This window comes from Coleofasciculus sp. E1-EBD-02 (assembly GCF_040218245.1).
Classification (GTDB): Bacteria; Cyanobacteriota; Cyanobacteriia; order Cyanobacteriales; family Coleofasciculaceae; genus Coleofasciculus.
Genome location: NZ_JAVJQN010000099.1, coordinates 1 through 14,281, shown reverse-complemented (window position 1 = coordinate 14,281; position 14,281 = coordinate 1). Strand labels below are relative to the sequence as shown.

Annotated in this window: 14 protein-coding genes; 10 read left to right on the top strand and 4 right to left on the bottom strand. The window is 47.0% G+C overall.

Annotated elements, in window-relative coordinates; translation table 11 throughout:
- Positions 1 to 15: 15 nt before the first annotated feature.
- Positions 16 to 351 (top strand): element excision factor XisI family protein, encoded by a 336-nt coding sequence (locus RIC07_RS16150; RefSeq protein WP_446395428.1) that lies wholly within the window; start codon positions 16 to 18, stop codon positions 349 to 351.
- A gap of 69 nt (positions 352 to 420) precedes the next feature.
- Here the strand turns inward: RIC07_RS16150 and tsaD are convergent, their stop codons facing one another.
- Positions 421 to 1,476 carry a tRNA (adenosine(37)-N6)-threonylcarbamoyltransferase complex transferase subunit TsaD gene (gene tsaD / locus RIC07_RS16145; RefSeq protein WP_446395448.1) on the bottom strand — a complete coding sequence of 352 codons (1,056 nt, stop codon included), beginning with the start codon at positions 1,474 to 1,476 and terminating at the stop codon, positions 421 to 423.
- Positions 1,477 to 1,625: 149 nt separating this feature from the next.
- Between tsaD and RIC07_RS16140 the strand changes: the two genes are divergently transcribed.
- From RIC07_RS16140 to RIC07_RS16100, 9 genes are all read left to right on the top strand, one after another.
- On the top strand, positions 1,626 to 2,120 hold the full coding sequence (locus RIC07_RS16140; RefSeq protein WP_446395427.1) for a Photosystem I reaction center subunit III: 495 nt from the start codon (positions 1,626 to 1,628) through the stop codon (positions 2,118 to 2,120).
- A 57-nt stretch (positions 2,121 to 2,177) separates the two neighbouring features.
- Entirely contained in the window at positions 2,178 to 2,306 is a 129-nt protein-coding gene (gene psaJ, locus RIC07_RS16135) for a photosystem I reaction center subunit IX (protein WP_006099310.1), read from the top strand.
- A gap of 205 nt (positions 2,307 to 2,511) precedes the next feature.
- Positions 2,512 to 2,634 carry a hypothetical protein gene (locus RIC07_RS16130; RefSeq protein WP_446395426.1) on the top strand — a complete coding sequence of 41 codons (123 nt, stop codon included), beginning with the start codon at positions 2,512 to 2,514 and terminating at the stop codon, positions 2,632 to 2,634.
- 307 nt (positions 2,635 to 2,941) lie between these two features.
- On the top strand, positions 2,942 to 4,504 hold the full coding sequence (gene purH, locus RIC07_RS16125; protein ID WP_446395425.1) for a bifunctional phosphoribosylaminoimidazolecarboxamide formyltransferase/IMP cyclohydrolase: 1,563 nt from the start codon (positions 2,942 to 2,944) through the stop codon (positions 4,502 to 4,504).
- A 452-nt stretch (positions 4,505 to 4,956) separates the two neighbouring features.
- Positions 4,957 to 5,331, top strand: coding sequence for a CU044_2847 family protein (locus tag RIC07_RS16120; protein ID WP_446395424.1), 375 nt, complete (start codon positions 4,957 to 4,959; stop codon positions 5,329 to 5,331).
- A complete protein-coding gene (locus RIC07_RS16115) occupies positions 5,295 to 6,281 on the top strand; it encodes an AAA family ATPase (protein ID WP_446395423.1) in 987 nt (328 codons plus the stop codon). The genes RIC07_RS16120 and RIC07_RS16115 overlap by 37 nt, the downstream gene beginning before the upstream one ends.
- Entirely contained in the window at positions 6,274 to 8,229 is a 1,956-nt protein-coding gene (locus tag RIC07_RS16110; protein WP_446395422.1) for a hypothetical protein, read from the top strand. Before RIC07_RS16115 ends, RIC07_RS16110 begins: the two co-directional genes overlap by 8 nt.
- A complete protein-coding gene (locus RIC07_RS16105; protein ID WP_446395421.1) occupies positions 8,229 to 9,524 on the top strand; it encodes a CHAT domain-containing protein in 1,296 nt (431 codons plus the stop codon). Before RIC07_RS16110 ends, RIC07_RS16105 begins: the two co-directional genes overlap by 1 nt.
- Positions 9,514 to 11,907 (top strand): tetratricopeptide repeat protein, encoded by a 2,394-nt coding sequence (locus RIC07_RS16100; protein ID WP_446395420.1) that lies wholly within the window; start codon positions 9,514 to 9,516, stop codon positions 11,905 to 11,907. The genes RIC07_RS16105 and RIC07_RS16100 overlap by 11 nt, the downstream gene beginning before the upstream one ends.
- 140 nt (positions 11,908 to 12,047) lie before the next feature.
- Here the strand turns inward: RIC07_RS16100 and RIC07_RS16095 are convergent, their stop codons facing one another.
- From RIC07_RS16095 to RIC07_RS16085, 3 genes are all read right to left on the bottom strand, one after another.
- Positions 12,048 to 12,680 carry a hypothetical protein gene (locus RIC07_RS16095; protein ID WP_446395419.1) on the bottom strand — a complete coding sequence of 211 codons (633 nt, stop codon included), beginning with the start codon at positions 12,678 to 12,680 and terminating at the stop codon, positions 12,048 to 12,050.
- Positions 12,681 to 12,854: 174 nt separating this feature from the next.
- Complete coding sequence (locus tag RIC07_RS16090; RefSeq protein WP_446395418.1) at positions 12,855 to 14,021, bottom strand: RNA-guided endonuclease InsQ/TnpB family protein; 1,167 nt, start codon at positions 14,019 to 14,021, stop codon at positions 12,855 to 12,857.
- A gap of 34 nt (positions 14,022 to 14,055) precedes the next feature.
- Positions 14,056 to 14,281, bottom strand: a 226-nt coding sequence (locus tag RIC07_RS16085) for a recombinase family protein (RefSeq protein ID WP_446395417.1), incomplete at its 5' end; no start/stop codon positions are given.

Genomic DNA, 14,281 nt, shown 5'->3' with positions numbered 1-14,281 from the left:
GTCGAAGATTGTGCAATGGATAAAGTGAGCCAATATCGACAGATTGTTCAAGACATCCTAATTGCCCATAGCCAAATCAAACCTGCCTATGGTGAAATCGAGATGGATGTTTTGTTCGATCAAGATCGAGATCATTATCAAGTTTTACGCACTGGATGGCTTCAAAAAAAACGTGTATACGGCGCCCTGATTCATATTGATATTAAAGGAGAGAAACTTTGGATTCAGTATGATGGTACAGAAGTCGGCGTAGCTAATGAACTTATTGAATCCGGCATTCCTAAAACAGATATTGTCCTAGCCTACCATTCACCTTTCCTTCGCCAGTACGACGGTTTCGCAGTTAGTTAAACTGAAGTTCCCCCCAGAACAAAATAACGGAAACATTGACTGGTCAAGGTTTCAGCACCTTCCTTTGTCCTAATCGCCTGTTGACTGTGGATACAATTCCATCACCTTGGTAATCGGTAGCCGTGACTGCACACCAATGGTTAAAGGAGAGGTATGTCCCCGATTCAGATGATCCGCCGCCGCACAACCAATCATGGCGGCGTTATCGGTACAATATTTAATCGGTGGGAAAAGAACGCGCAAATTGTGAGATGACGCCGCCGCTTGTAGGTGCTGTCTCAAGCCACTATTTGCCGCCACGCCACCCCCGACAGCAATTGTGGTTAACCCATAATCGATCGCACAATTCACCGCCCGTTTGGTGAGCGATCGCGCCACGGTTTCCTGGAACGACGCCGCAATATCCGGAACGGGTAATTCATCCCCTTTTTGTTCTAATTGTTGCACTAACCGTAAGACAGCCGTCTTCAAGCCACTAAAACTGGAATCATAAGGATGATACCCGCCACTGGGACGAGATACCCTTCCTTCCGGTAACTTAAAAGCGTGAGGATTTCCTTCCTTGGCTAACCGATCAATCGCCGGACCTCCAGGATAACCCAGGTGTAACAATCGGGCTACTTTATCAAAAGCCTCACCTGCGGCATCATCACGAGTTGAACCCAGCATTTCATAGACGCCACAATCCTTAACATAAATTAAACTGGTATGACCCCCAGACACCAGCAAACATAAAAACGGCGGTTCGAGTTCGGGTTCAATCAGATAGGTGGCATAAATATGCCCTTCTAAGTGATGCACTCCCAGAAACGGCTTATCATGAACCATCGCCAGGGTTTTCGCCGCCGTTAACCCCATCAACAGGGAACCCACCAAACCGGGCGCACAAGTCGCCGCGATGCCATCAATCGCCTCCCAACCCAGATTCGCTTCGGTTAAGGCTTGCGCGATCGCCCTATTAATCATTTCCAGATGCGATCGCGACGCCACTTCCGGCACAATCCCCCCATAAGGCTGATGCACCGGAATCTGAGATGCCACGACATTACTACAACAGATGCGATCCTGCACCACCGCCACGGCGGTTTCGTCACAACTGGTTTCTATGGCTAAAACACAAGCCATCCGCCCATCACCTGAAACAATCAATTTACATTTTAATTAAATAAACTTTACTCGGTTCAACCTCTCAGAGTAATATTGCTGGAGTGTACAAATCGTTTCTGTGTTTTGTACATAAAACTTTTGATTTCGTAACAAAAGGAAACAATTCTATGCGACGATTGTTGGCTCTACTTTTCGCCGTGACCCTCTGGTTTAGCTTTGTCACCCCAGCCTTGGCTGATTTTGACCAACTCACACCCTGTAGTGAATCACCCGCGTTTCAGCAACGGGCGCAGAACGCCCGTGCAACCACCGATGACCCCAATTCCGGGCAAAAACGCTTTGAGCGTTATTCCGAAGCCCTCTGCGGTGATGACGGACTGCCCCACTTGATTGCGGATGGTCGCTTCAGTCGAGCTGGCGACTTTCTCATTCCTAGCATTCTCTTTTTGTACATGGCTGGCTGGATTGGTTGGGTTGGTCGCGCCTATTTACAAGCGATTCAAAGCGAAAAGAATCCCGAAGAAAAAGAAATTATCATCGACCTGCCTTTGGCAATTAATAAAATGCTCTTTGGTTTTGCTTGGCCCCTAGCCGCCGTGCAAGAAGCCCTCTCTGGCAAATTATATGCCAAGGCGGATGAGGTTCCCGTATCCCCTCGCTAATCTAGAGATTGGCAAATTGATTGACTTACCTTACCTATTACGTTCAGGAGAAGTGTGATGCAGTATTTTCTCAAGTATCTGTCCTTAGCCCCGGTGTTAATTGCTGTTTGGCTAACCATTACCGCCGGAATTTTGATTGAGTTTAACCGCTTTTTCCCGGATCTTCTTTTCCATCCGATGCCTTAAACCGACTGGTGGATATAGATTGAGGAGAGAAATTGTTGGTATTGTTATTTGGTGACATCCTCCCAACAGAATTGCCACCACAAGCTATCCAAAAATCCGACTTATAAGGATTAGTTGTAGCCGGAAAACTCGCTATTGCTTCATCGTAATTTTGAGTTTCCCAAAAATAATCCCGTCCCCCTAATTGGCGAGGACGGGATTTTTGATGGGGGATGGGGAAGATGGGGAAGATGGGGGAGCTGGGGGAGCTGGGGGAGCTGGGGGAGCTGGGGGAGCTGGGGGAGCAGAGGGAGCTGGGGGAGCTGGGGGAGCTGGGGGAGCTGGGTGAGCAGAGGGAGCTGGGGGAGCTGGGGGAGCTGGGGGAGCTGGGGGAGCAGAGGGAGCTGGGGGAGCTGGGGGAGCAGAGGGAGCTGGGGGAGCTGGGGGAGCAAATGACGAATGACAAATGACGAATGACGAATGACCAATGACCAATGACCAATGACCAATGACCAATGACCAATGACCAATGACCAATGACCAATGACCAATGACCAATGACCAATGACCAATGACCAATGACCAATGACCAATGACCAATGACGAAACATCTCAAATCCCAGATATCCTAAAGAAGATTGTGATTGAGAAGAGTTATGGCACGTTTAGCCCTGCTGAGTGTATCGGATAAAACTGGACTGGTTGAGTTTGCCCGTCAGTTAGTTACAGAATTTGACTTTGCCTTAATGAGTAGTGGGGGAACCGCCAAAGCCCTGCAAGAGGCGGACTTGCCTGTAACTAAAGTATCTGATTATACAGAATTTCCTGAAATTTTAGGGGGTAGAGTGAAAACCCTGCATCCCCGGATTCATGGTGGTATTCTGGGACGGCGCGATGTGGCGGAGGATGTGGAACAAATGGTAGCCCATCAGATTCTACCCATTGATTTGGTGGTGGTGAACTTGTATCCCTTTGAGGAGACGATCGCGAAACCCGATGTGACATTATCAGAGGCGATCGAGAATATCGATATTGGTGGACCGGCGATGCTACGGGCGTCAGCGAAGAATTACGCCCATCTAACCGTTTTGTGTAACCCCAGTCAGTATGACACCTATCTAGAACAATTACGCCAGCATGAGCATCACCCGTCTCTAGAATTCCGCCAATCTTGTGCAACACAGGCATTTTCTCATACAGGCGATTACGATCGCGCGATCGTTTCCTACCTCGGCGGAACCCAGGAACCCCTCGACGCAGCCCAGGAAGCCCCATCCCTTCCCCAGGATTTTGTCCTCTCTGGAAAGCAACTGCAATCCCTACGTTATGGGGAAAATCCTCATCAATCAGCAACCTGGTATCAAACTGGAACCACTCCCACAGGCTGGACGGCTGCAACTAAAGTACAAGGAAAAGAACTCAGTTACAATAACCTGGTGGATTTAGAAGCCGCACGGCGGATTATTACTGAATTTACGGATTTACCCGCCGCTGCTGTGCTTAAGCATACCAATCCCTGTGGTGTGGCGTTGGCAGGTACGCTGTTTGAAGCTTACGAAAAAGCCTTACATGCTGATCCCGTTTCTGCCTTTGGCGGTATTGTCGCCTTGAACCATCCGATTGACCTATCGACAGCCGGGGCGTTAACCCAAACCTTCTTAGAATGTGTCGTCGCGCCAGAGTGCGAACCCGACGCCAAAGAGATTCTGGCGAAAAAATCGAAGTTAAGAGTTTTACTGCTACCTGAGTTGCAAAAAGGTCCCAAGCAAACTGTAAAGGTTATTGCTGGCGGGTTGCTGGTACAAGCCTCAGATGATGCGGTAGATAGCCCCGACGACTGGCAAATTGTGACTGAAAAGCAACCGACACCTGATCAATTAGAGGAATTATTATTTGCCTGGAAGGTGTGTAAACACGTTAAATCTAATGCCATTGTCGTCACAGGCGATCGCACCACGTTGGGAATTGGTGCGGGTCAAATGAATCGCGTGGGTGCGGTGAAAATTGCCTTAGAACAAGCTGGGGAAAAAGCGAAAGGGGGTATTCTCGCCAGTGATGGATTCTTCCCCTTTGATGACTCAGTACGGACGGCGGCTGATGCTGGAATAAACGCGATCGTACAACCTGGGGGAAGTTTACGCGATAAGGATTCGATTCAGGCGGCGAATGAATTGGGTTTGGTGATGGTGCTTACAGGTATGCGTCACTTTTTGCATTAACCAACAAAAAAGGGTGTCATGACTTGGCACACCTAATTGGATGGATTAGAATTACGCAAAAGAAACGGTAGGGGCGCAAGGCTTGCGCCCGATTTAAAATATTTTTTCCACCATTTTAGCTGTGTCACGGTAGTGGCGTGACCCACCTTATTTGATGAATTAAGCATTAGCCGCAAAACCGTAGGGGCGCAAAGACTTGCGCCCGATTCAATGGTCAAATCTAATCCACAAATTTAGCTGTGTCACGGTAGGGTGCGTTAACGTTCGCGCAGCGTTCCCGTTCGCGCAGCGTTCCCGAAGAGTAGGGTAGGGTAGGGTAGCGTAACGCACCGTTTTCTAATTATTTCACACAAAAAAGGCGATATAATTCCTTAAATTTAGGCATGAAATTGCTAAAAATAACAAAAATTTGCTACAAAATATAAGAGATTATAATCTAATAAATAATAACCATGCCGATTATCAAAAGCACGAGTGAGGTTGATGGGGAGCAAGTTGACATCTACATTGAAGTTGATGAAATCCCTGACACTCTTGACGATGAAAGCCCCTATCAGGATACACGAGAAAGCCTTGCTAGAAAGTCCCTAAAGGCTGTAGACAACGTTTTTGGAGATGGTCTGGCTTTATCTCGTAAATGCGCTTTACAGGTCGTTCGCAGTGTCAACCAAATGCGCGATGCGGTCAAACCCAATGAATTTGAAGTACAACTGGCGATAAAATTGAATTCTGAAGTGGGGGCGGTACTGACGAAATTTGGCGGAGAAGCCCAGATGCAGGTGACAATGAAATGGACATTGAAGGAAACGCCCCAAAAACCGTCGTGATTGAGAAATCAGCCATTCAGATATTGCCCTACACGCTGATTGTCGGTCAGCATCAGATTAAATTGGCGCTGGAACTGGCGTATATTGCCCCTCGCATTGGTGGGGTGTTGCTGAGTGGACATCGCGGGACGGGAAAATCTACCGCAGTCCGGGCGTTTGCTCAAATGATGTATGGGTGTCTCCCGGTTACTTTGCCAATTAACGCCACAGAAGACCGAGTGGTGGGCGGTTGGAAAATTGATGAGTTGATGAAGAGTAAGCCTGTTCCCCAGGCTGGATTGTTGGAAGACGCGAATGGGGGACTACTTTATATTGATGAGGTCAATTTGCTCGATGACCATATTGTCAATATTATTCTGGATGTCACTTCAACTGGGGTGCTGGTGGTGCAGCGAGAAGGGCAAAGTCAGCAAAAGCCTGTTTCGTTTACCTTAGTTGGCACGATGAACCCCGAAGAAGGAGGATTGCGCCCCCAATTAATTGACCGTTTTGGGTTGATGGTTAGTGTCACGGCTGAAACAGAGGAAGCGAAACGGACTGAGATTTTGCAGACTGTTTTGGAATTTGATCAGGCGGTATCTCAGATTAAAGCGGGTGAATCCTCCACCTATATTAATAATGCCCTGGAAAAAGACCAAGAACGCCGGAAGATACTGGAGAAAGCACGGCAGACTTTTTATCAGGTGGAAGTTCCCGTGGATGTTGCTAAAAACTGTGTGCGGTTAGCGGCGGGTTTTCGGGCAGAAGGGAATCGGGGGGACTATATGATTGCATTGGCGGCTCGTGCTTATGCGGCGTTAAAGGGTGAAAAACAAGTGACGATTGATCATGTAGCAACAGTGGCACGGCTGGCACTCCAACATCGTCGTCCCGAAGTCCTCCAAAGTAACCAAATGCCGTGGCGTGAGCCAGATAATCAGCTTGTGCAAGAGATTTTGAGCGGTGACTGATTCTGCCCCATCCTATCAACTTACGTTAACGGACTCCTTCACGCGATCGCTCGCTTGTGCGGCGATTAGTCCAGGGCTGCGGAGTATTCTGCTGTTTGATACGACTCCTGAAGTCTTAGGGCTGACGGCTGAAATCCTGACTCAGATGGTGGCGATTGTCACGGGACATCCGGTTATCTCGGTGACGTTGGCGACGTGGGAAGCGGAGGATGACTTGTGGGGACGTTTGGGATTATCGGGGGATTCGGGGGAACAGTCTTTTGACTGGAAACCGGGTTTATTAACCGCCGGACAGAATCAGTCAGAACTGCGGTTGGTGATTATTCCGGACTTGACCAAGTTGAGTTTAGCAAGCGCACGGGCTTGTGTAACGCTGATGGGGGCAGATGTGGCACATCTGGAACGTCACGGACAGCAGGAATTTTGGCAACCGAATCTCTGTTGGTTGGCAGGGTGTGCTAGTGATCAAGTGGGCATGGTTTCGCCTCATTTGCTAGACCGTTTTGCCCTGCGGCTGAGTGGACAGGTGGAAAAGACGAGGGATAGAGTGGCGGAGATTCTGGAATGGATTGACCTCTCCCCCAGCCCCTCCACCAATAAAAACTCTTCCTTACTCCTCTCCCCTGTTAGGGGAGAACGAGAGGGGTGGACAGGGGAGCCGGATTTTAGTTTGGAGCGGCTGCGCCAACCTCTGCAAAACTCGCTCCGCCTGCATCCCACGATTACAGCCGAAGCCACCGCCCGGATACTGGATTACACGTCAATCCTGGAAATGTTTAGTCCGCGTCGGGAGATTGCTTTAGGGCGACTCGCTCTGGCGAATGCACGGTTAGAGGGTGTAGCCGAAATGAGGGCAAAAGATGTTGATGCAGCGGCTCACCTGATGGGGTTAAAACCGATTCCTCAAAAGACTGAAGACGTATCAACGGAAAGTGCTGAACCTGTCACACCACAATTTGATCAGCCTGAAACTGGGGAAGACAAATCAACCACAACACCCTCTGACTCAAACCCGTCTGAACCTGCAACAGTGAGGGAATCGGTGTATGAGTCGGATGAAGCCGAACCCTTACCGCCCACACGCTTACTCTTTAATACCGCTCCTGTCAATCCTTACCCAGAAGATGAGGCTCCAGTTGAACGGGAAGCCGCTTCACTCCAGTTACCGAGTCGTCGTTTCCGGTCAAGGGCTAAGGCGTATGGGGCAATTATTGGCGTAGAGAAGGCAAAGACGTTACAGGATTTAGCCTTGGTGAGGACATTACTGGAAGCGGCAAAGTTTCAGCGGATTCGCCACCAGTCTACCGGGAATGGTCATCAGGGGTTAATCGTATCACCCACAGATTTACATAGTTACCGCCGAGCGCCTGTAGCTGAGCAAATGCTCATGTTACTCCTTGACCACACTTGTTTACGGGATTGCCAATGGCAGGATGAATTATTACCCTACCTGAGTTGGGCGTATGTAGAACGGGCGAGTGTTTGCTTGATTCAGGTGGGAGCCGAGAATGCCCACCATGAGTTACGCGCACAGAAGATAATGGCGCAGAGTATTTTAGTTCCTCGCATTAGTGCCGGAATTGAGGCAGGATGGGGAAAGGCGACGCCTCTGGCTCATGGTTTAGATTTAGCCTTGCAGACGTTACGCCATGCTTTACAACATGGACGCAGTACCGTGCAGCAGGCGGTGCTGGTGGTGATTAGTGATGGGCGCGGGAATGTGCCACTCACCGCCAGTCGTTTGGGTGAGATTACGCCACCTGTGGGACGAAAAGGGGTAGAAGATGCGTTACAGGTTGCTGAACGGATTCGGGGATTGGATAATGTGAAAGTAGTTCTGCTCAATCCCCAGCCGAAACAGTATCAGGATTTGCCGTTAGAACTCGCAAATGTTATGGGAGCCGCCGTGGTTTCGATTCCACCTTTGCAGGAAATGGAGGTGGAATGATGGTTGATAAGTTTAAGCGTTCACTCACCCAACGGGCAATCACTTCACCCACAAGTTTGGGGCGAACCAAACAGCTACCCTTTGAAGCTACACAAGCAGCAGCGCCAACACCAACCACACCCGCTTTACCAGAGGATGTAGAAACAGAAACTGACGAAAAACTTTTCCCACCCAACAAACTTTACATGACAATGAAGCTACCGCCAGAGGTGGCTATTTTGCACGTCTACTCGAATGGGGAAGATGAATATTCGGTGTGGGGTGGTAATGCGGTGACTGAACTACCGCCAACCAAACCAAATAAACCGCCTGATTTGTCTTTAGGTAATTTAGTTAGAGAAGAGGTTTTTCCTGAAGATATTCGGAATACGATAAGCCTTTTTTCCCATGTGAATCGGGAGATTCGCAGTTGGTTGAAGGGATTGAGGCAAAAGTTTAGTGAGCAGTTATGCTTGGTGATCGCCGATCACACGGACTTTGAAATTCCTTGGGAGATGGTAGAACTATCGCCCTACAAGCTACCGCATCAATATCTGGGAGCTATGATTACAACAGTACGTTGGCGAAGAGTTATAAATGACGATGATGAGGATTTAGTATTGAATTTTCATGGAGATGAATGCCGTGGTAGTGCGATAGCCTATGTACTCGATACAGAACTCAATGCTGTGGGATCAGAATTGAGTATTTTGGAAAAATTACAGGCAGTTATATACCGTAGCAGTACGCATAAGATCAAAGAGTTCCAGACCCATTTGCAACAGAATGATTCCAGTTGTGGTCTTGTCTACATCTCTTCACACGGCACTTTTAGTCAAAAGCTACATGAAATTGCTATTGGTTCACGCGATAAGAAAGAGCAACAGTTAAAACTACTGGCTTTACGCCAGTGTTCGCTCAATCTGTTCAAAGGTTCTCGCAGTATTGTCTTTATTAACGCTTGTCATTCAGGTCGCCAAGAAGCGCATACCTTTATTCCTCGTGGCTATTGCGTAGGTTTTATTGAGCTTTTTTTGGCAAAAGGGGCGCGAGGTGTGATTGGTACGTTAGGTGCTGTGGGTGACGCTTATGCGGCTAAGTTTGCCCGTGAACTGATTGAAGCATCTTTGCGATCGCCTAATCTATCAGTAGCGGCGTTGCTGCGAGAATTACGGTTTAAAATGATTAAAAATTTCCCTGATCAGCCAACTAAGGAACAGTGGGAATCTTTTATTTATACTTTTATGTATGTCTACTACGGTAATCCCATGACCGTACTCCGACTTACCCCTCCAGGAGGACAGAATGGTGTCTGACACTCAACAGCTACCCCTATCGATTCAGCCAGTGATTAGCTACCCGCGTGAGGCGCAGGTGGGTAAAACGTACTTGATGACAATTGACTTACAACCGTCTGGGGATAGTGAGTGGCTTTATGAGGATGAGGAATATCCTATTTATTGTATGTTAGAGACTTCGCCTTTATTTAGTAGTAAACCTGTGGGAGAACCAGCAGTGGTGTTGCACCGATTTGGAGGAAGTTATGGTGCGGCTCAGTTTTTGCTGACGGCGACGCAGGAGGAAATGGAAGGGGAAATTAAGGTAACGCTAGTTAATGGTTGGGGTTTTCCACTCAAGGTTCTATGTCTGAATGATATAAAGATTACTACTATAGTTACTCGAAAAAATATAGTTGATTATATTGGTGTTAAACAAAAAGAGAAGGTAAAAAAAATAACTCAATCTGACAAAGAAGAATTGCAAAATCATAGCAGAAAAACATATATTGAAAAATGGATAAATAATTTAGAAAATGAGATTGCCTCTTATGAAGCAGCCTTGCAAGGCTACACCCGTGAGGCGTTTCCCAGAGATTGGGCAATGATTCAAAATAATTTGGGTCATGCCTACTTATACAGAATCCAGGGAGAAAAGGCAGATAATCTAGAAACGGCGATCGCCTATTTTCAAGCATCGCTGCAAGTCTTTACTATTGAAGGGTTTCCCAGAGATTGGGCAAGGACTCAAAATAATCTGGCAAATGCCTATATGAATAGAATTCGTGGGGATAGGGCAGAGAATCTCGAAGTAGCGATCGCCTCTTATCAAGCTGCCTTAGAAGTCTACACTCGTGAGGCATTTCTTAGGGATAGGGCAATGATTCAAAATAATTTGGGTCATGCCTACTTATACAGACTTCGGGGAGAAAAGGCAGATAATTTAGAACGTATGATCGCCCATTTTCAAGCGGCGTTGGAAGTCTACACCCGTGCAGCGTTTCCCAACCAATGGGCAGTAATTCAAAATAACCTGGGTACTGCCTACGGTGACAGAATTCAAGGAGAAAGGGCAGATAATTTAGAACGTGCGATCGCCTCTTATCAAGCTGCTTTAGAAGTCTACACCCGTGCGGCGTTTCCCAGGAATTGGGCAATGACTCAAAATAATCTGGGTAATGCCTACAGTGACAGAATTCGGGGAGACAGAACAGATAATTTAGAACGTGCGATCGCATCCTATCAAGCTGCTTTGCAAGTCCTTACCATTGAAGAATTTCCCAGAGATTGGGCAATGACTCAAAATAATTTGGGTAATGCCTACACTGACAGAATTCAGGGAGACAGAACAGATAATTTAGAACGTGCGATCGCCTATTATCAAACCGCCCTACAAGTCTACACCCGTGAGGCTTTTCCTCGCGAGTGGGCAGGAATTCAAAACAATCTGGGTAATGTCTACAGTGACAGAACTGAGGGAGAAAAGGCAGAGAATATAGAAAGTGCGATCGCATCCTATCAAGCTGCCCTAGAAGTCTACACCCGTAAAGCCTTTCCCATCGATTGGGCAATGACGCAAAATAATCTGGGCAATGCCTACCTTGACCGCATCCGGGGAGAAAGGGCAAAAAATATAGAATTAGCCATCGCATCCTTTCAAGCTGCTTTGCAAGTCCTTACCATTGAAGAATTTTCCAGAGATTGGGCAATGGCTAAAAATAATTTTCGTAATGCCTACACTGACGGAATTCAGGGAGACATAACAGATAATTTAGAACGTGCGATCACCTATTATAAAACTTCTCTAAATAATTTGGGCAGGGTTTACGATTTCCTAGGAGAGTACCAAAAAGCAATCGATTACTATCAACAGTCTCTGGCAATTGCAAGGAAAATTAGCGATCGCATAGGCTCAGGAAATTCCCTAGGTAATTTGGGCAATGTTTACGCTTCCATGGGAGAGTACAAAAAGGCAATCGATTACCTTCAGCAGTCTCTAACGATTGCACTGGAAATTGGCGATCGCTATCGGGAAGGGAACTCCCTAGATAATTTGGGCAATGTTTACGTTTCCATGGAAGAATACCAAAAGGCAATCGATTACTATCAGCAGTCTCTAACGATTGCACTGGAAATTGGCGCTCACAGTGGGATAGCTCATGCTCTAAATAAATTGGGTAATGTGTACAATTCCCAAGGGGAGTACCAACGGGCAATTGAATACCATCAGCAATCTCTGACTATTGCCAAGGAAATTGATGATCGCAGTGGGATAGCTAGTTCTCTGATGGGTTTGGGCAATGCTTACGATTCCCTGGGAGAGTACCAAAGGGCAAAAGAATACCATCAGCACTCTTTAGCAATTCGTGAAGAAATAGGTATTCCCATCCCATCAACTACTCAAATAATACAGAATCGTTGACCCTCTAGAGGCTAAAGTTATCCGCCTCACTTTGGTCGAAGGATGGTATGACCCGACAGAATATAGAGAGAGCGATCGCATTCAGTCTTCTCTATTCCCCAACCTGGCGCTAACGGCTCAACAGGTGCTAAACGGTAATGTCAAAAATTGATTTTTAGTAAATCAGCATCCCCAGGTTGAGGTAATCCTGGGTTAGATGGGCGAGTCGGAGTAGAAGGCGGCGACGGCTGCGGGCTGGGTGTTGACATTTGGGAATCAGCATAATTGGGATTATAAATACTAACCAAAACGTCAATCAAATCCTCTCGCTGCTGGCGAGTCAGCTTTTCTATCACCGCGCGATCGCCTGCCATCGGATTTTCCGTTAATGTGTTACTACCAGGATACTCAGATTCATTGATATACTCATTCGCCCCAAGATAGTCAGCCAGTGTCAACTTCCAATCAAACCGATAATTAGGAAGACGTCTTTTCTCATACAGGTGATAACGAATCAGACGACTTACCAATGTACTCTCTAAATTGACTTCGCCCGTTTCATTGGTGACATACTGGTTTTCTTTGGGAAAATCGGGCAACTGTTCATAAACTTGACGCCAAGTATCCTGCGATCGTATTAATTGGGCGCTGGCGGGTTGGGAACCCATAATTGACAAAACAGGGATAGTCCTAATCCCCGCTTTGCTCCAGCACAAGCCGATACTCGTCAGAATGGCAAGGGTGAACAGCACAACGAAGCGCGTCGCCTTACCCTTCCGTTTCAGTTGGATCATAGTGAATAGGATGATACAGCGCTTTCCTCTGCTATGAGGTACAACATCAATCTAGCAGTTTGAGGGATAGCGGGCTAATACTGTACTCCATAAGAGCGCGAAGCGCTGTATAGCTGTCGCCATAAGATTACTCCCTCTCTGGTAGAAGATTACCTATTTTCCGATATGATTTTGCTAACATTTGCTAACAATGCACTCTAAAAGACAAGCTCTCAGAGAGGGGATATCTCCCAAAGCTCGTAGGAAAATCCCACGAGCGCCATTAATGTCCCTGTCCATCCGAAATCCATCGCTACCAACAATGACTTTTTTCCCACCAAGATTAGAAATAATTTCACCTGTCCAGCTTACGGTTTTGCTGGTGTAGGCTTCGTTACAATCAAGTACGACTTTGCCAGTCTCAAACGCTTTGTGCTTCAGAAACATCTCAAAGCGGTAATGCGCCCAGGACAGCATTTGTCTAACTGATTTAGACCTGAGCTTTCTTGTGGACTTAACCACCATTTGAGACACGTCAAACGTCGGAAGCAAAATGATATCAAAGTTATCGACTAAGAATCGAGCAACCTTGTGATGCATCTCATCAATTAAATGGCGAATCCTCAATCTTAATCGGTCAGCCGCCTTTTTTAATCTCCGACGTTGTTTGGCTTTGGCTTTAGTTATACGGGAAATTAAATCATCGAGGTAGTAACAGAGTCGTTGGATGCGTCCAATATCTCCCGTCCCTATCCAGCCAAAACTATCTTCAGTGAACAGAGTCAGGAACGACCGAACGCCAGGGTCTAGCGCCACGACCCGCCCTTGGTTCTCGGACTTGATTCGTGGCACGTCATGGGGAATGCAGATGTAGTGTTGACCATGATGGAACACTAATCGGCAATCCCCAATATTGTCGGGTAACTGTTCTGTGTAGCGTATCTTACCCAATATTGTGTGGTATATTCCTAATTTGGTTACGGCTGACTTAGGAATATAACTTGACTGAATTCTGTCTTTACGGGAACGAAACTTGACTTTTTGGACTTGCCCCGTTTTCTTATATTTCTTCTTGGCTTCTCTTACGGCTGTACAAGCATCCTTGATAGCTATTGACTTAATTTGATAAGGAATGCTTGAACACCACTCTGGCAAGGAGTTTAACAATTCTCCCTTGATGGCTCTCCAGTTAGCCTTGGTATCGGGTTCCTGCAAATATTCAACAGTTCTGTTAAAAACAAACCTTGATACTCCCATCCATCTTTTGACCAGGTTTCTCTGCTCAGGATTTAGGTAGATTCGGATCTTCTTTGATTTTCTTACCGTACTTTCTCCAGTCCTGCATTCGGCAAGAGAAGACATGGACAATGGAGAGTAAATCCTGGGTAAGCTCTGATCAACACCGAGCGAAGCCGAGGTGTTGCGGACAGTATACAGTCTGGTCGAGAACCACGATGCTTCCACCGTTTTGCTCGACCAGATACTGTATAAGCTCGAATCCAAATCGGCACAATCGGTCTTTACAGGCAACAACAATTGTGAGCTTATCCCCTCTAAGAAGTCTGTCCAGTAGGGAACGCAATCCTTTCCTTTTGAAGTTGAGTCCTGAACCGATGTCTTTG